This window comes from Serratia aquatilis, from assembly GCF_044865145.1.
GTDB lineage: Bacteria > Pseudomonadota > Gammaproteobacteria > Enterobacterales > Enterobacteriaceae > Chania > Chania aquatilis.
In genome coordinates this window covers 959,132-982,974 of the sequence record NZ_CP173186.1, presented here as the reverse complement: position 1 = coordinate 982,974, position 23,843 = coordinate 959,132, and the positions used below count along the sequence as shown (strand labels likewise).

Sequence of the window (23,843 nt, the reverse complement as noted above, 5' to 3'; positions counted from 1 at the left end):
ATGCGCTAAACGTTTCCTTATATTGGCGCACGTATTGGTCGCAGTCTATTATCATATTGACTGCGTCAATCTTTTTCTCAATGCCAACTTATCGGTTTTACCATTGGCATTCTTGGGTAATTCTGCCGTAAAGACGATTTTTGAAGGTATTTTAAATTTAGCAATTTTATTGGATAGCCAATGAATAATATTATCGCTCACCAAGGGTTTATTACGGTGCGCCACAATAAAGGCCACGGCCTCTTCACCATAAATTTTACTGCTGCTGGGAACAATGGCAATTTCCTTCACGCCGGGGTAATTCGAAATCAGGTTTTCTACTTCAATGCAGTATATTTTTTCCCCACCTCGGTTGATCATATCTTTGCTACGATCTTTGATATACAGATAGTTATCCTCATCGAGGCAGGCAATATCGCCAGTGTAGAACCAGCCATCGTGGAAGTACTGCTGATTTGCCGCTAGGTTCCTCCAATATTGGCTAACCACCACCGCCCCCTTGAGCCACAGATGACCAACTTCTCCGGTGGCAAGCACCTGCTGATTGTCATCACGGATTTGGCAGATCAACCCTGGGATAGGTAAACCCGAACTGCCTATTTTATCGCTGCTACGTACATCAACCGGGAAGATACTGGCTGGTGAAGAAGTTTCGGTCAGCCCATAAATCGGCCTGATTTCCGTGGCTGGAAACAGTTCCGCCAACCTTTCGATGATCCCGACGTTCAAATGCCCGGCACCGCAGGCGATCATCCGCAAGCTGGCATAATCGCCTGCCTGCGGATGTTTTTCAGCTTCCTGGAGTAACAGGATAAACACCGTTGGTGAGCCGTGCAGGAAGGTAATGCTGTGATTGCTGACGGTTTTTAATATCTCTTCCGCACTGAATCTTTGCTGCAAATGCAGCGTACCGCCAAGATGAATAAACAGGCACAGCAAGGCAGAGAGGCCGGTAATATGGCAGATGGGGATCGGCAAAATGGCACTGTCCTGCTCGGTTAACTTCAGGACATTCTGGTAAGCAGTGATGGCCGCAATAAAATTACCGTGAGTGAGCGCGGCACCTTTGGGCGAGCCCGTAGTGCCGGAGGTGTAGATAATGGCGGCAATATCATCCTCTGCGATTGCCGCAGCCTGCAAGGGTTTGATCAGCTGTTGGTCATCGGCATTACTGAGTATCAGTTGCCAATCGGCCAGCGAGACCAGATGGCTTTGCTTTCCGGCCTCCAGCGTCGCCATCCAAGGCTGACTATTGGGATCGAAGAAAACTGCCTTGGCGTTAACGCTGGTCAGGATGATCTGGCTATCCTGCGATTTTAGCTTGGTACTTAACGGCACAACGATAATACCGAGCGCCATGGCGGCATAAAATAGCGAACAGAATTCCGGCCGATTACCCAGAGCCAAAACAATCACATCACCTTTCCCGAGATTAAAACTCGCTTTCAGGCAGGCTGAGCACAGATTAACGTTATGATTTAATTGACTATAACTGTACTTATGGCCTTCAAAGAAAATGGCGGTATGGTCAGCCCGACGCTTAACGCTCCGTTGGAAGCTTTGATAGAGGTGTGTGATTTTTAGCTGCTGCATAGGTTGCCCCTTCACCGACATTTACTGATGGTGGTGAGTATAGGGAAAGGCAACGCTACAAGAATGCGCAAAATTTCACATCTTTCCACGCCGTAGGGGCTCGGTGCTTTGTGTAAAACGTCAACCCGCAGGCGGTTAAAAAATCGATGTTATGACGTGCCGGTTAGCAAATGTTAGCGAAATTGATAAAAATTATGAGCGGAAAGGTATATTGCCGGGTTTGCTTTTATGCAGATGCATAAAAAGAAAGGGATACAGCCTAGGCTGTGTGAATAAATCAGATTTGGAATAAAGAGCCCCCTGAATGGGCATATTTCAGGCAACGCTTACACTTTCTGGCATACCGGCGAGCTAAACTCTAAATAATTCGAGTTGCATGATAAAAACGCAATACGTTTTTGAACAGCGCCTGCGCTGGCCCCGCAGGGGCGAGGCCCAGAATTGGGCCGAGTAACGCGGCAACGCAATGACAAATTGATCTTTGACCGATTTGAACAGCGCTTGCGCTGGCCCGTAGGGTGAGTCCCATTAATGAGACTAGGCTGTGTCCCTTAATTGCCCGTGGTGCCGTCGCAGCCCCTTCGGGCTGGGGCCATTAAGGGACACAGCCTAGGTTAGCCAAAGCGCATCATTTAATAGTAATTAATCATAAAGGTGACTGCCGCATCCGCTTTCCCCGGCGTTACCCGATCATTGGTCTGAATATACCTGGCCACCAGTGGCAACGTTTGCGTCGTTGAATCATTATTGACCATGTTAAAACTTCTGCTGTTCGCAAAATTGGCCAGAGCGGGTGATGTATCGCTAACCATGCCATAAGCCATTTGGATACCGACCCCCGAAGCACTCTCCGTTCCCGTCCTAATACCGAGAATCCCCTTGGTTCCGTCAACAATAGAAGTGTTCGGTGCCAATTTAAGTTCCAGTGAGTTGGCCGTGGAGCTAATTGTTGCATTCCCCACGCTGGTATAACTTTTTACCTGAAACTTTGAACCATAGAACCGAGGACAATTGGTCAAACGGATAGAGGCATCCCGCCAGGTAGATACCGACCCAGCCCCCTTAAAGGTCTGATCGATATTGACTGTTCCCATCGGCACATATACATCTGGCGTTTGGCAAGTTTGCGAAACTATATTAATGCTACCTGAAAAACTGATGCCATTTAAACTTAGTGCAGTCCCCCCGGTTGGAGTCACCTCCACCGCCATAGAGGGTAAATCTGCAGCGTTAATGGTACCGGGTGATACCGGCCCAATCTTGATCAATAACAGGTCAAACTCAGTGCCAACATGTCCCGAATAGGGCACATTACTTCCAACATTGATGGTTGTTCTCTCTGTTGGGAATGCCCTTCCCCAATACGAAATAACAGCACCGACTCCGGGAACGCCAGTTTCAAAGACCTGTCCAGGATATGGTGAACCATTCCAGGCAGAAAGCGGTTTTGGCGTGCTGGTTCTGACGTATCTTGCCACGATACTGTAACTCGTTGGCGACGAAGTACAGCTAAACGTCGGGGTAGGCGCTGCTCCCGTGATATTGCTGCCGCCAACATAGTGTGAGAGCAGTACCGATCCGTTCGGTGTATCCGGCCCCACGGTAATATTCTGAGCTTGTAAAGGAACTACCGATACCGACTTACTGTTTCCAACCGCAAACGAACAGACCCCTGCTGCACTTGCATTATGTGCATAGATCGCTGCCAATCCCAACAGCAGTGTAACCATCTTCATTCTATTCATTAATCGACTCATTTCTCTTCTCTTACCAACCGCTGCTTACGAGGGGTTTATCGCTGCTGTTATGGACTACTTGGCCTGTTACTATTTGCGGTGTGCCGGATTGACACGCCGAATTAAACTGCTGAATAGTGCGCTGTGTGCTGCTCTGCGTCTGTGGCATTAATCGGTAACCGAGGCGGCATTGCAACTCGCGATCCTCCCCCCATTTCACCAGCAACTGCCCTGCATCCTGTGCCACGCGCGCATATATTTGTCCGCCCTGCCCCACTGAACCGACGCTGTTGCCGTTGCCATCAAACACCTCGGCACCAAAGCTCAACGGCTCCCCTTGATGAGTGGCATTGATCAGAATAGGGGTGCCTTTCTTGATTTCATATTTCACCTTGACCACCGCTCCAGCGTGAGGTGCCACTCTCTGCATGGTGTTATCCAGTTCAACATCAGCAGCACTGCCTTTCGGATCGATGCTGACATCGTTCAACTGATAGGCATTCAGGTAGGGCACTACCGCATAACCACGGGAATCAACCGTGACATTCTGATAAGGCGACACGCTGGCCCCTTCAGCCCCTTTGGCTTCAACCAGGGCATAAGTCTCTGAGGTATACGGGGTAAGGGTCACGCCACCTGAATGCCCGATCACCGTACCGCTCAAACCTGCCGCCACGCTGTTATAGCCTTTGCCCTTGCTGTAACTGCCATTTAGCGCCGTTGATGAGTTGCTATAGCTGCCGCTGAGCGAACCGCTGTTACCCACGCCCTGATTGGCATTCATAGCCGTCACGGCATAACCCAACTGACTCTCCTTACCTGCCGCACCTGTAATACTGATCTGCTGGCCATAACGGCCACTGCTGTCCTTGGCGAGATCCGTACGCAACTGGGGTGTATTCACCCTGTCATTGCGCCCCAGCGGTAAGGTGAAGCTGAGCAGGTAGTTATTCTGGTTCCCCCCCAAGCTGGAATAGCTGCGATTGGCGCTGATGTTGTAGGTCAAACGCTGAAACTGGTTGCTGTAACCCACCTGAAACTGCTGCTCGCTACCTTCTTTATTCCAATAGTTCTGTACAGAACCACTCAGATTCAATTGCCCCCAACCTTCAGCCAGCCCCTGGCCAGCCGTGACGGTAAAGCGATTTTTGGCGCGCGAGACTGCCCAAGGCGAATCGCCTTTAGCTACCGCATCACGGCTCTCCATCGCAGTCATAAAGTCCAGATAACCCTCAGAAGAAAAACGGGACGCGGCCAGCGACAGGTTACTGTTGGTTTCAGGGATCACTTTGCTGTAACTAAGCTGATAACTCTGCCCCTTAAAGGTTTTTCCGGGTTGGTCATCCGCCGTATTTTCTACCTGAGCCTTTGCCTGGGTCACGTCAAACGCCACAGCACCGACCGGTGTGCCTACTGCAGCGCCTAATTGCAGTGCGCCATAACCCTGGCTGGCCTGCAAGCCGGTATATCCCGTGAGGGTATTAGTCAACCCACGCTGGTAGGTCAATTGATAAAGCTCCGGGTTAACGCGCAGGTTATCGTTGCGTAATCTCCCTGCGGTAACCGCATAGTTTGATGTACCTGGGCGCAACAGTTGTGCCGCTGATGCATAGGGCACCCGGAAGTGTTGCTCTGAGCCATCCGCTTCACGCACAATCACCTCCAAATCGCCTCCATATCCAGTTGGATACAGATCGTTGATCAGAAACTCTCCGGGCGTTACCGTAGTTTCATACAGCACCTGATCGTTCTGATGTACCGTAACTCTGGCATTGGTGCGTGCAATTCCACGGATATCCGGCGCATAGCCGCGTTGTGACGCTGGTAACATGCGTTCATCGCTGGCCAGTTGAATACCGGTAAACGGCAAGGTGTCAAACAGTTGCCCATAGGTATTCGCTTGCCCAACCAGTGCGCGCCCCATAATTTGTGGAATATCCCGCTGTAAATAAGTGTTGCGGTTGCTATATTGCGCAGATCCGTCTTCCATCCAGTTGTAGGCGCCGTTATGCCGTAAATACCAGGCATCAATATTCAGCCCCGCATTCACCCCGGCATACATTGAGTTAAATGTTTTGCCACGTGATTCACTGGAATACCCATTGACGTTATAGCCGAACATCAGGGCAGAAATACCGCTATCCCACAATTCCGTGCTAACACTGCCTCGCGCCGCTTTCAACATATAAATCTGCGGGATCAGTAAATCGAGACGCTGTTCACTGCTATCAAAATTAACCTGGGCATCAGACAGTTTACGCTGTAGATCGACACACTGCTCACCGGTCTCTGTAACGCTTAAAAAGTCTACCGGTAATTTTTCATAATTGAATGTAATGATTTTTATTATTTCAGCGGTCAAACATGGATAAACAGATTTATCTTCGCGTGACTTAAACTCAACTTCTTTATTATCAATCAATACATTATTGACATATATTGCAGTACGGTATATCCCTGGAGTGGCCGAGGCACCATGGGCAAAACGGCTTAGGTCAACTGATGCTTCATCATTGATATGAAGAAAAAATGCATCAAACTCAACATTCTTTTCAACTTCCTGTGGGAGTTTGGCTGTCGTATCGGCTGTAACACTCACGGCAAAAAAAAATGATAAAATAACCACGGCTAAAGGAGATAATTGACTCTGTAAGCCATAGGGTAAAAATTTTGGCATAATATATCTCTTAAGGATTATTTACTGAATGCTGACTAATGACTAATGACTAATGACTAATTAAAGAATCGATATATATAAAAATAAAACCATTTGATTTTGATGTTAAATGAACTAATAACACGGAGTAATTTTTTATCTGAAAATCCAATGGAAATAGGTTATTCGGGAGGGGGATTCCCTCCCTGAGGCTATTACTTGTACTGAATAGAGTACACAACACCACTGACAACCGTACCTGCGGTGGCGGCTCCTTCAGCGTAGTATTCGACAAAATAGGGCAAATTAGCGCTGCCGGACTCGACATTTACAAACGAGTTGCCGTTAATCTGACCCGCATCACCCGCCTTAATCACCGCTTGAGAAGCACTGGTACCATCACGCAATTGCAAACTGACATTTTGTGCCGTGCCAGTATTTTTCAAACGGCCAGTAAGCACATCAACCAACGCTCCTGCTTCAAAGTAAGTGGAGGCGGTTTTCAAACTACCGCTGCAATTGGCCAGCGCCAGGTTAAAACCGGTCATTCCTGCCGTCTGTGCCGCGCTCCCCAGTTGGCTGGTACTAACCGTTGGCAGAATTACCTTCGGGTTGCTAGCCTGACCATCGACAACGACTTCACAGGTATTATTACTTATCTGCCCTTCAAAATTGATAGTGCCACCAGAAGCAGCCACTGCCAGACCAGAAGAGAGAACCATGCCTGCAATAGCAGTCAGGATAAATTTATTCATTTACATTCCTTAATTACGGTTAACTAAACGCCAGAGTTATAAAAAGGCGCTTAATAAAAGTTACGTGAGTTGTTGAGCAAGAGGCACACTAGCAAAGAGAGTTATTCCTCATACACTTACAGATAATAAAGCAGACTGTAGTCAGTATTCTTTATATAATAAAAGATTGATAACTCTTTTAAGTGAAGTACCTTTCAACGAGGCGTACTATAGAGATTAGGTATAAGTGCTGTAAATATAGTTTTTTCTATAGGTGATAACAATAATCTATTTTAAGTAAAAAAAACAATATAAATCAACATGGCCTGCCCTGTTTTTACTTTTAATCACCCTGATATTTTTTATTACGTCTTGTAGCGTTCACTTTTGATTATCACCGATAAAAAATACTTCCTTCACAACATCTCAGCAAAATCCTATACTACTTGAAAATATAAACAGGGCTGCATCAACTATTTTACAGACATACATTACCTTTAACTCAAGATGCAAATCCCAAAGTCCATCATGACGAATTGATTTTACTTAAAGGCAGTAAAATCAACGTCTACTAATGTAATGAAAAAAGTAACAATTGTGTACTTTTAAAAAGACCGACTTAAAAAACATCAATCGTAAAAAACACGAGGAACCGATGAGAAGAAAAAAAGTAGTTCTGCAATCCACCTGTAACTTTATGCGCACAGGGTTAGAAACGTTTATTAGAGATACCGACTTATCAGTCTCTCTTGATATTGTCGAAAGTACTGATAGCCTGGAAAAGTGTGAGGGTATTTTAAACTCATTGATGAACGTTAACCTTATCGTCTTAACGTTCAATAACCATGACTATAATCTAACCTCGCTCTTGCAACTAGTAGGAGAATATTTACCCAAAACGCATCCAAACAGCAAGGTTATACTGATAGGAGATATCGCCAAGGTAAACTCACTTAAATATTACTTTAGTAGGTTGAGTAACGTCAGTGCCATATTGGATAAGACAATAGCGATTGATGAGTTAAGAAAGGAACTGCTAGGCATTAACACGAATAAAGCACAAAAACTTGAGAGAACCTCACCATTGCTCTCCATGCGTGAATTACAGGTTCTGCAAATGTTGTTGGATGGCGATACAGCGACAAAGATAGCTGACAACTTACAACTAAACTTCAGAACGGTAAGCCATCATAAACGTGCAGCATTAGCTAAATTAGGTGTTCGTTCCTTATGCCCATTGGTGAGTTTGCGAAGTAAAGATAAACACAGCAACAGGATCCCACACTTGATGAGGGCATAATCTCCAGTCTGTATGTAAAAGTATAAGCATGAATAGTCAAGTAATATAGATTGACAACCATAAAGGGAAAAGCCCTCAGGATAATGTTGGGCATAATTCGTTGCTGATGTTTTAAAGACACATCAACCTATCACGTGGAAAAATCAAGTTATAATACCAAGATAAATCATGAGTTCCTGTCTCATCTTGCTATTTTTATTTTTCACTATGATAAACAACCGAATCAGTAAAAGTTTATTTCCCTAACTGGTTTTATCTAAAAATGGTTTATATCCCCAAAGTGGAATATAAAAAATCAGTAATATAGAGAGAAATAGATATCACAGTTATGAAAAATCTGCCCAAACCCAACCAGCTTAAAATGTTCCAGTCAATTATAGAGCATGGGAGCTTTCGGGCTGCAGCCAAAGCCCTGCATCAGACTCAACCTGCATTGACACAGTCAATGAATGAGCTTGAGAAAATGTTAGGGACTTCACTTCTGGTTCGGGGGCCGCGTGGTGTGGTACTGACAGAAGCAGGAAAACTTTTTGAGCCACGCGTCCAATTGGTGCTGAAAGAGTTGGAACGTGCCGTCAATGAAGCAAAGCAGCTCAGCGCTATCTCTCAGGGAACCATTGAGTTGGGCAGTTCGTCGTTACCTTTCTTTACCATGTTGCCACCGGCAATCCAGCGTTTTCAAAAACGCTTTCCGCAGGTCAACATCAACCTTACTGAAGGGCAGCTTTCTGAGTTATTACCTGCACTGCGAGGAGGGGAATTAGACTTTGTCATCGGCGCAACGTCGCCTGAAACAGTTTTGACGAGCGAATTTATTGAGGAACCATTCTTTACCACTCCCTTTGCTGTGGTGGCTCGCCGTGGACACCCATTGGCTAACAGTACCTCGTTGAGCCAACTCAAACAGGCCAAATGGTATTTGCCAACAACCAAGATAGGTTATTACGGCGAGCTTGATGCGCTGCTTTTCCCCGATGGGGAAGAGAATGCACAGACTATTATCAGGGGGGACACGGCAGCCATCACATTGCAGATGGTAATAAATGCTGACTTTTTGACCGTAGCCGCGAAAGAGATCCTCCAGGTGCCTTATCTAAGCCAGCAGTTATGCATAATACCGCTCGAAGAGCAATTACCCGATGCATCCTACAGCTTTATCTACTCCCATCGTCTGCCGCTGACGATGCATGCCAGGACGATGATAGATAAACTGCACCGGGAGTGTAAAAGCTACCCTTGGTCTACTGAGGTTGCGCAATAAGTGTCATCGTATGCGCCCCTTACTTTGCAGAATTTTCTCGGCCCTACCCTGGGCCGAGAAATACAGCAGATACAGGTGGACTTATGCCTTGGGGCTAATGACAAAGTTCAGCGTATTGGTGTGCATCCCTTCTTTTGTGGCTGAGTTTTTAAACAGATTAATCTTTGGCGTCCAACACATCTCGCTACGGTCGGGAGTACTACTGGCCGTCTGTGTCAATGTGATGTATTTAGCGCTTGCAGCCGGGAAATTGAAATCGTTTGCCGCCACGCCGCTATTACTGGCCAATTGCAGGTTATAAAACAGCTGACTCCCCGTGCCTTGCAGGGTAAATAAACTACGACCGCCCTGCAAACTGGAGGTATTTGTTACACTCAGCGCATAGGTTTTATTCTTTACCCCAGCGGTAACATAGTTAATACACAGATTATTGCTGGCGATATTACTAATCGATGCGGCATAACCGTTTCCAGTTGCAGAGACATCGGGTAAATTGCTCACATCAAGAGTATTCATCTGCCATACGGCAGATTTCATACTGAATTCCGGTTCAGGTGTATCAACATCTTCAGGTTTGGGAAGGGCCGCTATCGTAAGCTGGCATCCATTAGCCGCAATATAAATTACATAGGTTGAAGTACCGCCACTCTGCCCACCACCACTTAAATTCTCGGTTGTCAGGCGCGCGCGCAAACCTGGGTAAGCACCTACAGTATCTGTGGTAAAATCGATGGAAACAAACGAACTGAATTGAATTATACTCGCGGTAGGATTACCGTAAAAACCTAATAACCTGGCACCGATAGTGTAACCAAGGTTAGCATTAACAACGACATTACTATAAGTAGTAGTTGAGTTATTTTGTGGGTGAACTGTTGAATTACTACCTAACGAGGTTGGCACTTCTACGTAAAAATTATTTCGCGTAGTGGTACTCCCAGGGTCACCTTGTGTTACCACGTAAGTGAACTTTGCCTGAAACTTATTAGTACCCAATTTAGTAATAGAGCAGCCGGTAATATTCTGACTATATGAAGCTGCCATTACATGTGTGCTTAATGCCAGCAAAGAGCATGCCATCAAGCGGGATAAATTTGCTATTATTTTCATATATCTCTCGCGATTAGCGCGTAAATTTCCAATTATTTCGCTCAACTCATGCCACCGCTGTATTCGCAAGGGCATGTTAGGCTGTTTCCCTCAATTGCACGCGAGCGCCGCTGACGGGCAATTGAGGGAAACAGCCTAGTTTTGGTTTTGGCTTAAACTTTAACCTCAAACATCATCACCAGTTTTCCGACGTAATTCCCGGAAACATTTCCCAGAACACCCACAGGCTGGCGCGCTGACACTGAAAGCAGATAGTTGCCAGTAGAGCTGCCACTCACCAGTGGAGGATTACTGAGGTCGATTGGAGTGGTACTCAGTGCCTGCAGCGTTGTCGCACTACTGCCAAATCCCACCTGCTCTGTGGTGAACGTCAAAGACGCATCGGTTTCATGAGTCAATAACAGCGGATTAACCAGCGACACCCTAAAGTCGCGTGCATTGCGCATACTGACCTGTACCGAGACCTGAGCCTGGTAGCGTGTGATATCGCTGCCCGTGCTGTTACTGAGCGTCAATGTGTCGTACCAGCCGCCCCCCGGTTTCTCGACCGTGATTTGTACCAGATTGGTCAACGTAATGCTGACCGGCACACCACCCAGCGCAGTGTCTGCGGCATTAACCGTGCTCCCAGTCAGCAGAAACACTGCCATCATCATCTGCTGCAATAGCTTCATGCTATTCATCCCTTTGTTGTCTGCACTTATTTACTGCACTGCAGGCTAAAAGACTTGTCCTGCGCCTTGCCACTCAATGTGTTTCCCACCATCTGCCTTGGCGTGCCGGGGTAAACATTAAAATCATCCATAGCCTGACCATCCAACTTCAGTTCGCTGAACTCTACCCGCACCGTGCCATTGGCCTCCAACAGCAACCCACTGGCCTGGCAGCGGTGTTGCCAAGTGGCAACCTGCTTGATCGGCAACTGGCGCACCAAGCCGTTAAACCCCAGGCTGACCAGCATCACATTGTCCTGGGTTCCGCTAACGCTGGCTCTTTGCTGAGGAATGACCGCCAGGCGGTACACCTTTTCTCTTCCCGGCGGTTTCAGCGCTGTTAACTGCACCGTTTTCTGCTGGCGCGGCCCCAACGAAAGCTTGAACGGTGCGGCATACAGATATGGGTCTTTGCTGATACCCAGAGGTATCAGTTGCTCCTCATCGATAGGCACACCGGGGTTGTCGATCTCAAACAGAGCAACATCAACGAACTCCGGGGTATCGCCGGTATTGATCACCTGCACCACCGCCTGCTCATCTTTCATTTCCAGAATTTTCGGGCTGATATCAATCAGTGCCTGTGCCGCTCCATAAGGAAGAAGACACAGCAGTAGCCCAGAGACCCTACGGGCAACGGATATCAAATGGCTGGCCATCGGCGTTTCCTTTCAGGGTTTTCACCGGGAACACCAATGGTGTGCCGGGGAACACCTTTTGTTCTGGTGAAATGCTGCCCGCCGGGGTCGCTTGCAGTTGCTTGAACAGCGAATGTACGCTACCACTGGATGTCAGTTGCAACCCGGCTGCGGTACATTGATGGTTCCAGTTTCGGGTCTGTGCACCAGAAGAAGGCAGATGGTGGACCAGCACACCGTACGCCACCCCAAAGGTCAGCGGGGCGCTGATTTTGTTTTTACTCTCCTCCCCGACAACTTTGATGCTGGACACCGGTACGATATACAGCCGGTATAATGTCTCTCTGGCTGGGGATTGCAGCGCCACCAGGCTAATATCGCGTTTCTGACCCGGCCCTAACGTCAGTTTGGCAGGGCTGGCCATCAGCCCAGGTACCGTGATATCACCAATCGCGGTTTTGCGTTCCGGGTTTTTACCAGGGTTCTCGACACGCATCAGATCCACTTTCAGATACAGGGGTTTATCGCCCAGGTTACTGACCTGTACGGTACGGGTTTGCTGGCCTTCAACGGTACTGCGTGCAGGCATCACCATCAGTTGACCATCAGCATGAACCAGGCCGCTTAGTGCCAGAAAACTGGCGACTATTGCAGACGGCAATTGTTTAATCATAATTTTCCTCGTTAATTCTCATCAATTCCTAGGCTGTTTACAGCGGGTGACATCCCTAAGGATTGTCTATCTCAACCGGCTACACAGAGGTAGCGCTTATCTTTTGGCTGTGTCATGTCACAGCGGTATCGTCCCTGCTTGCTGGTGACGGTAATTTCTTTAATCAACGTTGTAGATGCCAGCGAGAACAGGCCATTCGGGTAGACCGCATCGCCAGTCTCACTGACAGTACCGCTCACCGGCACTCCGCGGCTGTCCACCAGGAAGCCGTTATACAACAGGTTCATTTCCACCTCGGCTTTCACCGGGTATACCTGCCCAGGATGGGCACGCACTATGTTTGCGGGTAGACGAATGTTCATATCCACATTGGAATCCACCGACTGTGCACGGGCAAAGGTCACATCCTGATAGCTGGCTAATGGCACCGCATAGGTACTGCCGCCACCCACCGGGTTGCCTTCCACCTTGAAACCATATTTGGCATCACCCAGTTTCGGTGTGCGCACCAGCATGGCGGCACCGCTCGGGCTGGTGCGCCCAAGGGCAATCCCATCCTGACTGGCGGCAAACATACCGTTGTAGTTGAAGCTACCGCTGGTGGTATCGTCGTCAACGCCGAGACGCAGCGAGGCATCGCCGCGGGTGCCACTGCGGCGAGCGTTCAAACCCACCGCGTTAGTACGGCCAATGTCACTGAAGTCAATCCCTGCGGTAGTGGTACCGGTGCTATCCTCAAAATCACGGGCATAGCTTCCGCCGGTATACAGTTTGCCGTTGTTATAGGCAGCGTTCAGCGTACCGGTATTGCGATCCAGCATGATGGTGGTATTCAGGTACAGCCCGTAGTTATTGCTGCCACTGTCATAGCCCCCTTTCTGCACCCCGGTAGAGATCACTGCCCAGACGCCGTTGCCGCGCCAGTTCCAGGTGCTCTGCAACTGATGGCGTTCACTGTTGGTATAGCGGCTATAGTTGTAACCTAGGCGAGTGGGCCCAAACTGGCGGCTATAACCAAACGAGGTACTGTTTCTGGCCGGGTAGAACTCGGAAACTGACGTATTCTGGTACTGCGAAGCGGTCAGATAACCCAGTTGCGGGCTGCCCGCATTCAGGCTGGCATAGCCTCCAACGCGTTTTTCCCCCGCCATTACCCCTACGGTTGGCGTCACTTCGACATTTGCAATCTGCATTGGTCGGGTGAGGTTGTGTTCCATCGCCCAGGTATTGCCGGTGCCCTTGAGCAACGCGCTGCTCGCCGCAAACCACTTGGTCTGGAAGCTGGCCCCAGCACTGAGCAGGTCTTTCTCGGTATCAAGCTCTTTCCCCAACGTGACATACCAACCAGTGCTGCCACCATAGTTGATATTGGCAATCTGCTGATTCTCGCTGCTCACCACTTGGCCGCTGCGGTTAACCAGGCGGATCTCTAAACTGTAAAAGCCGCCTGGCAGCTGGTTGTAGTCAATCTCGTTGCGGCCAATCACTGCTGGAATACGGCGGATAAGGCGACCATCGCGATAGAACTCGTAGTCACCGTCAGCGGTAGCGAACAGCACCATCTTGCCCGCAGACTGGTTGTCACGCTTCAGATTGTCCTGGCTACCCAAGGTGACAAATTGATCAAAGCTCGGGTTCAGCGAGGTGCTAACGCTACCTGCCGCATTATCCCTGCTATCCTGCCGCCCACTGCGCAGGTAGGTAGTGGCAAAGTTCTTCTGCAGATACCAAGTACTAACACCCTGAACGGTGGTCTGGGTATCGAAGTTTTTGCTGTCGTTGTAGTACCAGCTCAGGTAGCCATAGCTCTGCCACGGCAGGCCAAGGTAACCCTGGCCGAAAGCGGATACGGCGCGATATTCGTTGGAGGCAGTACGCACATCCAGCGACTGGTTGTGGATGAATCCCATCATGGTCTGGGGTTGCACGTAACGCTGATTACCATCGGTAATGCTGATCGACTGTTTAACCTTGTCCAGTGACACCGTCTGACCACTAACGGTATAGTCGCAACCGTTAGGGCAGACCGCATAAGGTATCTGTGTCAGCACCTTGTTCAACAGGTCTATCTGCGCGGTTGAAACGCCATTTTTACGATAAAGAGCTTCATCAAAGGTGAGGCGATTTTGTTTGGCAGACCAACTGACCGGGCCCGGCAGGGGTTTGCTGTCGAGAGTAGCCAGAAACTGCATGGAAGAGTCCTGCTCGGCTTCTGAAAATCCGGCGGGCACTTGATATTCGATTTGAGCACCCTGAGCATAGGTTGCTGCTGAAGGAGTCAATAATAATAAACCTGTCGCCCATCCTGGGATATTTCTGCCCATCTTATATTCCATGTAGAGATTCAACAACACGGCCAGTAACTTATTAACTATTAATTTTTAGGTTTAATAGTTAATAAGCCACGTCCTGCCTGTTTTTTTGCACTAGAGATACAAAAATTCCGTTATAAAACAAAAATTGGCATTTAAAATATGATACTTAGGGTTATTCGAGAATAACCCTAAAAATTATTACGTAATTAAACGTTATACTCTATATGCTAAACAATTCGAACCGTATGAAGACAGTGACGCAGCGGTCCCCAAGTTGCATAGATAACTATGTAACGGGTAAGAGCTAGGAAAGCCAACACACAGACGACTCGAAGCGTGAGGAGTATAAATTAATTAAGCTTTTGGCTCGAACAGCATTACCAGATCACCCTGGTATGCGCCATTGGTAGAGCCCGTTGCATTGGTTGGCGCTTTAGCGTTGATTTTCAGGGTGTAAGTGTTGTCGTAGCCACCTGGAGCTGTGGTGGTTTGCATTACTTTCAGTGCAGTGCCCTGAACTACAGCTTTACCAGCAAAATTAACAACTACATCAGACAGTTGAGCACCATCAGCGCGGTTAATGGTCAGTGGCTGAACCAGAGATACGTTAACTTCGTTGTCGGTGGTGTAAACACGCACTGGCAGATCGTTAGAAGCAAATTCAGTCTGCGTGTAGTCTTTAGCAAACAGTTCTTCTTTGTCATACCAGGTGCTACCGTCTGGCTTAGAAACAAAAATCGCATCGTTGATGTTGGCTACGATGGTGATTTCTTTTTCCACGCCAGTGGCTGCATGTGCCATACCGGCTGACAGGATAGCTGTAGCGACAACAGACAGAAGGATCTTTTTCATTATTACTTTCCTTATTAATACTTATTAACAGACGTCCTTGTCATCAAGGAACGCTTTGAATTACCCGTTTAACTAAACAGGGTGAAAACAACCATTATCTAAAGGATTGTTTTCAGCCTGCTTGCCTCAGTGAACTTGAGCCATACTGGATAACACAGTGCATGAGTATTTTATTGTGTCAAAGATAGATTTTTAGCCTTGCCTCTTAAATCTGCGCTGAATATAGACCTACACTTCAGTTATTTCAAGCCAATATATTTTTATCAGTGATAGATAAAATTAATACTCAATCCACAGTGCAAAAAGCATCGATTGAGAATAAGTTATCACCAATAGAAATTACTTTATTTACCTTCTTTGTGGCACCCCATACAATAGTGAAAATTTGATAGCAAAGCGAATAGGAAATAGCAGTGGTGTAAAGTTACTATCAGCAGGAAAGCGTTGCTTATTCTGTCATACCCCCGATAAGAACTGAGAACATCCTTATTTAATTAGGGTTATTCGAAATTCACTAGTGATGGATTAGCACACAGCCATTCACAATGACCTTTCGATATCAGCTTTCTAGGGTAAAACCAGTTCTTTATCATTTATTTTATCATTATGAATTTATTAGCAAAATATAATGCCAGGTAACCATTCTCAACATATATACCCAAAATAATTCGAGTTGCTTGAAGACGGCAACTGAGTGAACCCCTAGGAGCATAGATAAACTATGTGGCTAGGGTGAACGACAAATCTGCTTGGCAGATTTGAACGCTGCTTGCAGCGGCCCCTAAGGGGCAAGTAACTCAGCCAACACCCAAGCAACTTGAAATATGAAGGGTATAACTATTTAAAATGATAGTCATATAATTATTAAGGTCAAAGAAACAACTTAGTGATTTATATTGATTTTCATAAAATTAATAAATCTTTAAATACTTAAAAAAGGTAAGGCTAATTTATTAAGCCCCGCCTGCAAGTATAACGTTTTAATTTATCTATAAGGTAGTCGCATTGAACAAGCACGATTTATCCTCTCGCCGTAGGCCCGAGGCACCAAAAAAATCCCGGATATCCATACTGTTAGCCTGGGCTAATATTGTCACGCAAGTGGCATTTCCAATGAGCCTGGTCTATACCCCGGCAGTGATGGCGGCGAAAAAAGCCCATACCGAGGATGAACAGGCAGTTGCGACAGCGGCAACCCGTCTCGCGGGGGTATTAGCCAGTGGTGATCCAACCAAACAGGCTGAGTCTATCGCTCGTGGCATGGCTTCCAGCACCGCAAATGATGCTGTAGAAACCTGGTTGAATCAATTTGGTACGGCCAAGGTGCAGTTGAACCTGGACGACAAACTGAATCTGAAAGGCAGTCAGTTAGATGTTCTGTTACCGCTGCAAGATACCCCAAGTTTGCTGACCTTCAGCCAACTGGGTACGCGCTATATTGACGATCGCCTTACGCTTAACGCGGGCATTGGGCAGCGTCATTTTATCGATCAGCAAATGTTTGGCTATAACCTGTTCCTAGATAGGGATATTCAGGGCCATCATTCTCGCCTTGGTATTGGTGCTGAATATGCACGTGATTACCTGCGTGTTGCGACTAACGGTTATTTCGGTGTCAGCGGTTGGAAGAACTCACGTGATCTGGACGGTTTTGATGAAAAAGCCGCTAATGGTTTTGATCTTCGCACAGAAGCTTATCTGCCATCTATGCCGCAATTGGGCGGCAAGCTGGTCTATGAGCAGTATTTCGGTGATGAAGTTGGTTTATTTGGCAAAGATAAACGCCAGTCCGATCCTGCTGCCGTAACGCTTGGTGTAAATTATTCACCTATCCCGCTGGTTACCTTCGGTGTTGACCATAAGCAGGGAACCAGTGGCATGGAGGATACCCGTTTCAATCTTTCCTTCAATTACTCCTTTGGCACACCTTTGGCGCAACAGATCGATCCGGCTCACGTTGGGGCAAAACGTACCTTGGCAGGCAGTCGCTACGATCTGGTTGACCGTAATAATGAAATTGTTCTGCAATATCGCGAGCAGCAGTTACTAAGCGTGGTGATGGCGCCGTTGGTACAGGGCGATTCTGGCCAGACCGTTGAGTTGCCGATCACAGTCACCAGCAAAAATGGCGTGGCATCGTTTGAGTGGAAATCTGACTTGTTTACCGCTGCCGGAGGGAAAATTGTCCCCAATGGTCTGGGGTGGCAGGCCGTGTTGCCATCGTATAGCCTACTGGGCAATAACAGCTACCCAATCAGCGTGATCGTCATCGACAAATCGGGTAACCGTTCTGAGCCTGCTCAGGGGGAAATCGTCGTTAGCGGATTTGGTGTTGCGGCAACCTCCAATCTGGCAATTAAAAATGCCCGTTTGCCTGCCGATGGCCGTTCCACAACGCAGGTCGAATTATCATTGAAAGATGGCAGTGAGCTCCCAATCCGCGGGATCGCGGGGCAAATCACGCTGAACAGTGAATTCCAATCACCATCAGTTGCCAGCAAAATCAGCCAGGCATCAGCCGCCGCGCAGCCAGCACCACATAAGATTGGTGACGTGACTGAATCCCCAGATCGCCCTGGTATCTATCTCGCTACCTTTACGGCGGGTACCAGCGTGGGCGAGGTGAAGATCTCTGCCAACGTACCTGGAACAGCGATAGCAATGAAACAGGCTACCGTTACGCTGTCAGCAGACAATACCACTGCGGCAATCGACCAGAACGGCCTGTCTGGCAAAGTGGGTAGCACCTTGGCCAACGGTAAAGATGTAAACCTCGTCCAGTTACCGGTGAAAGACGCGCAGGGTAACCCGATCCCGGGCTTTGATGTCACCTTTACCGTGACCGAGCCAGACGGTACCACCCGTCAGCAGACGGTGAAAACCGATGAGAACGGCATCGCCACTCTGCCAGTGACCAGTGATAAAGCGGGCAGCGTCAAGGTGGAAGCAGAAGTCGGCGGCGTGACCAGCAGCACTGAACTGAGCTTTGTGGCTGACAGCAGCACCGCCAAGATCGACGAAAATGGCCTGACCGCCGAAGCGGGCAATACCACGGCTAACGGCAGCGATGTCAACACCGTACAGTTACCGGTGAAAGATGCCAACGGCAACCCGATCCCGGGCTTTGATGTCACCTTTACCGTGACCGAGCCAGACGGTACCACCCGTCAGCAGACGGTGAAAACCGATGAGAACGGCATCGCCACTCTGCCAGTGACCAGCGATAAAGCGGGCAGCGTCAAGGTGGAAGCAGAAGTCGGTGGCGTGACTACCAGCACCGAACTGAGCTTCGTGGCCGACAGCAGCACCGCCAAGATCGACGAAAATGGCCTGACCGCCGAAGCGGGCAATACCACGGCTAACGGCAGCGATGTCAACACCGTGCAGTTGCCAGTGAAAGATGCCAACGGCAACCCGATCCCGGGCTTTGATGTCACCTTTACCGTGACCGAACCAGACGGTGCCACCCGTCAGCAGACGGTGAAAACCGATGAGAACGGCATCGCTACTCTGCCAGTGACCAGCGATAAAGCGGGCAGCGTGAAGGTGGAAGCAGAAGTCGGTGGCGTGACTACCAGCACCGAACTGAGCTTCGTGGCCGACAGCAGCACCGCCACCATTGACCAGAATGGCCTGACCGCCGAAGCGGGCAGCACCGTGGCTAACGGCAGTGATGTCAACACCGTACAGTTACCGGTGAAGGATGCCAACGGCAACCCGATCCCGGGCTTTGATGTCACCTTTACCGTGACCGAGCCAGACGGTACCACGCGTCAGCAGACGGTGACCACCGATGAGAACGGCATTGCTACTCTGCCAGTGACCAGTGATAAAGCGGGCAGCGTGAAGGTGGAAGCAGAAGTCGGTGGCGTGACTACCAGCACCGAACTGAGCTTCGTGGCCGACAGCAGCACCGCCAAGATCGACGAAAATGGCCTGACCGCCGAAGCGGGCAATACCACGGCTAACGGCAGCGATGTCAACACCGTGCAGTTGCCAGTGAAAGATGCCAACGGCAACCCGATCCCGGGCTTTGATGTCACCTTTACCGTGACCGAGCCAGACGGTACCACCCGTCAGCAGACAGTGAAAACCGATGAGAACGGCATCGCTACTCTGCCAGTGACCAGCGATAAAGCGGGCAGCGTGAAGGTGGAAGCAGAAGTCGGTGGCGTGACTACCAGCACCGAACTGAGCTTCGTGGCCGACAGCAGCACCGCCAAGATCGACGAAAATGGCCTGACCGCCGAAGCGGGCAGCACCGTAGCTAACGGCAGTGATGTCAACACCGTACAGTTACCGGTGAAGGATGCCAACGGCAACCCGATCCCGGGCTTTGATGTCACCTTTACCGTGACCGAACCAGACGGTACCACCCGTCAGCAGACGGTGAAAACCGATGAGAACGGCATCGCTACTCTGCCAGTGACCAGCGATAAAGCGGGCAGCGTGAAGGTGGAAGCAGAAGTGGGTGGCGTGACTACCAGCACCGAACTGAGCTTCGTGGCCGACAGCAGCACCGCCAAGATCGACGAAAATGGCCTGACCGCCGAAGCGGGCAGCACCGTGGCTAACGGCAGTGATGTCAACACCGTACAGTTACCGGTGAAAGATGCCAACGGCAACCCGATCCCGGGCTTTGATGTCACCTTTACCGTGACCGAGCCAGACGGTACCACCCGTCAGCAGACGGTGAAAACCGATGAGAACGGCATCGCTACTCTGCCAGTGACCAGCGATAAAGCCGGTAGCGTGAAGGTAGAAGCGGAAATTGGCGGCGTGACCACCAGTACTGACCTGACCTTCGTGGCCGACAGCAGCACCGCCACCATTGACCAGAACGGCCTGACCGCCGAAGCGGGCAGCACCGTGGCTAACGGTTCGGATGTCAACACCGTGCAGTTGCCGGTGAAGGACGCGCAGGGTAACCCACTGCCGGGCTTTGACGTCACCTTTACCGTGACCGCGCCAGACGGCACCACCCGTCAGCAGACAGTGAAAACCGATGAGAACGGCATCGCTACTCTGCCAGTGACCAGCGATAAAGCCGGTAGCGTGAAGGTAGAAGCGGAAATTGGCGGCGTGACCACCAGTACTGACCTGAGCTTCGTGGCCGACAGTAGCACCGCCAAGATCGACGAAAATGGCCTGACCGCCGAAGCGGGCAATACCACGGCTAACGGCAGCGATGTCAACACCGTACAGTTACCGGTGAAAGATGCCAACGGCAACCCGATCCCGGGCTTTGATGTCACCTTTACCGTGACCGCGCCAGACGGCACCACGCGTCAGCAGACGGTGAAAACCGATGAGAACGGCATTGCCTCACTGCCGGTGACCAGCGATAAAGCGGGCAGCGTGAAGGTAGAAGCGGAAATTGGCGGCGTGACCACCAGTACTGACCTGAGCTTCGTGGCCGACAGTAGCACCGCCAAGATCGACGAAAATGGCCTAACCGCCGAAGCGGGCAATACCACGGCTAACGGCAGCGATGTCAACACCGTACAGTTACCGGTGAAAGATGCCAACGGCAACCCGATCCCGGGCTTTGATGTCACCTTTACCGTGACCGCGCCAGACGGCACCACGCGTCAGCAGACGGTGAAAACCGATGAGAACGGCATTGCCTCACTGCCGGTGACCAGCGATAAAGCGGGCAGCGTGAAGGTAGAAGCGGAAATTGGCGGCGTGACCACCAGTACTGACCTGACCTTTGTGGCTGACAGCGGCACCGCGATCATCGACGAGAACGGCCTGACCGCCGAAGCGGGTAATACCGTGGCTAACGGTACGGATGTCAACACCGTGCAGTTACCGGTGAAAGATGCCAACGGCAACCCGATCCCGGGCTTTGATGTCACCTTTACCGTGACCGCGCCAGACGGCACCACGCGTCAGCAGACGGTGAAAACCGATGAGAACGGCATCGCCACTCTGCCAGTGACCGGTGATAAAGCGGGCAGCGTCAAGGTGGAAGCAGAAGTGGGTGGCGTGACCAGCAGCACTGAACTGAACTTTGAAGCGGATTTCAGCACGGCAATGATCAATGCAGCCAGTGGACTGGTTCTTGATACAGCTGGCAAAACGATTGAAACACAGAAAAGTGAAGATGCGCCAAGCGAGCTTTCTACTCATAATCTGGTCGTAACCATGACAGATAAGAATGGAAACGTTATCAAAGGCAAAGCGGGTGCTCTGGATGTAACCTTTACCACCACTGGCAGTGCTAAATTTATCGGTAACACTACCGTCGCTATTGATGAAAACGGGCAGGCTAAAATCGGCATCATTAACACTCAACAGGAAACTGTGACGGTCAATGCCCAGATGAATGGTCAGTCATCCAATAGTGTGCCTGTAAGCTTTAAATCTGTGGTGAAAAGCGTTGTATTGAGTAAACAAGATATTACGTTTACTAAATACTTTGGCACGAACGTTACTGCCGAAGCCGTGTATTCAAACGGTTCGAAAGCCGATATTACCAATACAGGCGTATGGAGCAGCAATAATGCGAAAATCAAGGTTGATGCTTCAGGGTATGTCACATCTGAGGATGAAAATGAATCAGGTAAGCTTTCTGTAACCTTTGAAGGGAAGACTGCGGAAACGGACGTCAGCGTAATTGTGGCCAAGACCAGTGCAATTATTGGCACCAAGACGGCATACACTACGCTGCTGCCGAAAGAAAAATATCCATCGCTAACCCTCAAGAGCGCGGCAGTTGTCGATGGGTTCTATTCCGGTGGTGTGCTGGTTGCAGGTGGTCTAGGTGGACAAGCGTCTAGCGAGGTTCTTGATCTGGATAAGGTGACATCTATTACCGGGTACAGTGCGGTCGTAGCAATAATCGGGTTACCTACTCCATTACTGGAAATGCTGACATGGACAGACGGAACTAATCACAAGGTGGGTTCGTCAACGGGAACGGCATATACCGCAACGGTATCGGATACTATCTACGGGATTATCGTTTATTCGAATGGAAACAAAGGCCAGCCAGGTGTTTTCGTCTCGGGTATCCAGATCGTATATAACTAAAACCCAGGGTCGTTACAGTTACAAGGGCTTGCTCATCTGTCGTATTTAATAAAACAGGCTCTGGTATAGGTATAACAAAGCCACTGCGTCAAGCGGTGGCTTTTTTACTTCACTTCAGCACACCCAACTTACCAGCCCCAAACTGCCCCCATTGAACAAACATCCACTTCACGTTTACATATCCCAATTCAACACCTAAGCTTAGTTTTGGTGCCACCCAGAGTTGTTATTTGATTTAAATATAAGGTGAACAATGAAAGAACTGCCAAAAATCAATCAGCTCAGGGATTTTCAGGCGATTATCTATTATGGAAACATTAGAACGGCTGCACAGGCTCTGTTCAAAACCCAACCTGCAATGACCAAAAGTATTCAGGAGCTAGAACGGATCTTGGGAGTAACCCTATTATCTCGGGGGCCTCAAGGCATGGTGTTAACCAAAATGGGGCGCGTTTTTGAACACAGAGTTAACACGCTACTCAACGATCTGGAAAGAGCCGTAGATGAACTGCATCAATTGAGTGAACAATCCCAGGGCAATGTGATTTTCGGTTGCTCACACCTGCCTGCGTTTAGCGTACTGCCTTCTTTGGTTAATAACTTTCAAGAAAATAACCCCACATCAAACATTACTATTATTGAAGGGCAACTCTGCGAGCTAGTGTCCTCACTCCGGCTAGGGCGGCTGGACTTTTTTATCGGCATCGCTTCACCTGAGATATCAATGAGTGAATTTCATGTCGAGCAATCGGTCAGCACAGAGTTTTGTATTATTGCCAGAAAGGATCATCCTCTTTCTCATTGTCGTTCATTAAGTGAATTACAAGGGGCAAAATGGTATTTCCCCAGCACGAGAACAGGATATTACAAAGAACTGGAGAAATTTATTTTCCCAAGCGGGAGAAAAAGCAAAGACTACGTAATTTATGGCGATTCAATGAGTATTGGCGAGCAACTGGTTTTAAATGAGGATTACATCTTTATTGGTCCTAAAGCGATTCTCGACATTTCATATATAAAAGATTTGATCACCATGATCCCAATAAAAGAAAAACTACCCGACGCTGTCTATATACTGCTTCACAGACAACAACAGGGGTTAACTCCGCTGGCCAAGAAACTGATGGATGAGGTCAACCAGGCGTGTTTCAAACTTCTTCACAACGGAAAACAGTAATACCGTGGTTATTCGTCAGTAATTGCTTGTTGATAAGTCATTATTAG

14 protein-coding genes are annotated in these 23,843 nt (G+C 48.9%); 4 read left to right on the top strand and 10 right to left on the bottom strand.

Going from position 1 to position 23,843, the window contains the following annotated elements:
- Nucleotides 1-51: 51 nt before the first annotated feature.
- The 4 genes from SAQUA_RS04470 to SAQUA_RS04455 form a co-directional block, all read right to left on the bottom strand.
- Complete coding sequence (locus SAQUA_RS04470; RefSeq protein WP_380676112.1) at nt 52-1,593, bottom strand: class I adenylate-forming enzyme family protein; 1,542 nt, start codon at nt 1,591-1,593, stop codon at nt 52-54.
- 632 nt (nt 1,594-2,225) lie between these two features.
- A complete protein-coding gene (locus SAQUA_RS04465) occupies nt 2,226-3,338 on the bottom strand; it encodes a fimbrial protein (RefSeq protein WP_380676114.1) in 1,113 nt (370 codons plus the stop codon).
- A gap of 22 nt (nt 3,339-3,360) precedes the next feature.
- Nucleotides 3,361-6,006 (bottom strand): fimbria/pilus outer membrane usher protein, encoded by a 2,646-nt coding sequence (locus SAQUA_RS04460; RefSeq protein ID WP_380676116.1) that lies wholly within the window; start codon nt 6,004-6,006, stop codon nt 3,361-3,363.
- Nucleotides 6,007-6,200: 194 nt separating this feature from the next.
- Nucleotides 6,201-6,740: a fimbrial protein gene (locus SAQUA_RS04455; protein ID WP_380676118.1), complete on the bottom strand. Its 540-nt coding sequence runs from the start codon at nt 6,738-6,740 to the stop codon at nt 6,201-6,203.
- 634 nt (nt 6,741-7,374) lie between these two features.
- Here SAQUA_RS04455 and SAQUA_RS04450 point away from each other — a divergent pair.
- Together SAQUA_RS04450 and SAQUA_RS04445 are read left to right on the top strand one after the other, a co-directional pair.
- A complete protein-coding gene (locus SAQUA_RS04450; protein WP_380676120.1) occupies nt 7,375-8,019 on the top strand; it encodes a LuxR C-terminal-related transcriptional regulator in 645 nt (214 codons plus the stop codon).
- A gap of 328 nt (nt 8,020-8,347) precedes the next feature.
- Complete coding sequence (locus SAQUA_RS04445) at nt 8,348-9,280, top strand: LysR substrate-binding domain-containing protein (protein ID WP_380676122.1); 933 nt, start codon at nt 8,348-8,350, stop codon at nt 9,278-9,280.
- An 81-nt stretch (nt 9,281-9,361) separates the two neighbouring features.
- Here SAQUA_RS04445 and SAQUA_RS04440 read toward each other — a convergent pair whose 3' ends face one another.
- From SAQUA_RS04440 to SAQUA_RS04415, 6 genes are all read right to left on the bottom strand, one after another.
- Nucleotides 9,362-10,390: a hypothetical protein gene (locus SAQUA_RS04440; RefSeq protein WP_380676124.1), complete on the bottom strand. Its 1,029-nt coding sequence runs from the start codon at nt 10,388-10,390 to the stop codon at nt 9,362-9,364.
- Nucleotides 10,391-10,542: 152 nt separating this feature from the next.
- Nucleotides 10,543-11,064: a hypothetical protein gene (locus SAQUA_RS04435; protein WP_380676126.1), complete on the bottom strand. Its 522-nt coding sequence runs from the start codon at nt 11,062-11,064 to the stop codon at nt 10,543-10,545.
- Nucleotides 11,065-11,090: 26 nt separating this feature from the next.
- Nucleotides 11,091-11,762, bottom strand: coding sequence for a molecular chaperone (locus SAQUA_RS04430; RefSeq protein WP_380676128.1), 672 nt, complete (start codon nt 11,760-11,762; stop codon nt 11,091-11,093).
- Complete coding sequence (locus tag SAQUA_RS04425) at nt 11,731-12,411, bottom strand: pilus assembly protein (protein ID WP_380676138.1); 681 nt, start codon at nt 12,409-12,411, stop codon at nt 11,731-11,733. Before SAQUA_RS04425 ends, SAQUA_RS04430 begins: the two co-directional genes overlap by 32 nt.
- A gap of 74 nt (nt 12,412-12,485) precedes the next feature.
- Nucleotides 12,486-14,738 carry a TcfC E-set like domain-containing protein gene (locus tag SAQUA_RS04420; RefSeq protein ID WP_380676130.1) on the bottom strand — a complete coding sequence of 751 codons (2,253 nt, stop codon included), beginning with the start codon at nt 14,736-14,738 and terminating at the stop codon, nt 12,486-12,488.
- A 345-nt stretch (nt 14,739-15,083) separates the two neighbouring features.
- On the bottom strand, nt 15,084-15,581 hold the full coding sequence (locus SAQUA_RS04415) for a CS1 type fimbrial major subunit (protein WP_380676132.1): 498 nt from the start codon (nt 15,579-15,581) through the stop codon (nt 15,084-15,086).
- Nucleotides 15,582-16,694: 1,113 nt separating this feature from the next.
- Between SAQUA_RS04415 and SAQUA_RS04410 the strand changes: the two genes are divergently transcribed.
- Nucleotides 16,695-22,619 (top strand): Ig-like domain-containing protein, encoded by a 5,925-nt coding sequence (locus tag SAQUA_RS04410; RefSeq protein WP_404413144.1) that lies wholly within the window; start codon nt 16,695-16,697, stop codon nt 22,617-22,619.
- 253 nt (nt 22,620-22,872) lie between these two features.
- Entirely contained in the window at nt 22,873-23,796 is a 924-nt protein-coding gene (locus tag SAQUA_RS04405; RefSeq protein ID WP_380678202.1) for a LysR substrate-binding domain-containing protein, read from the top strand.
- The last annotated feature ends 47 nt before the right edge of the window (nt 23,797-23,843 follow it).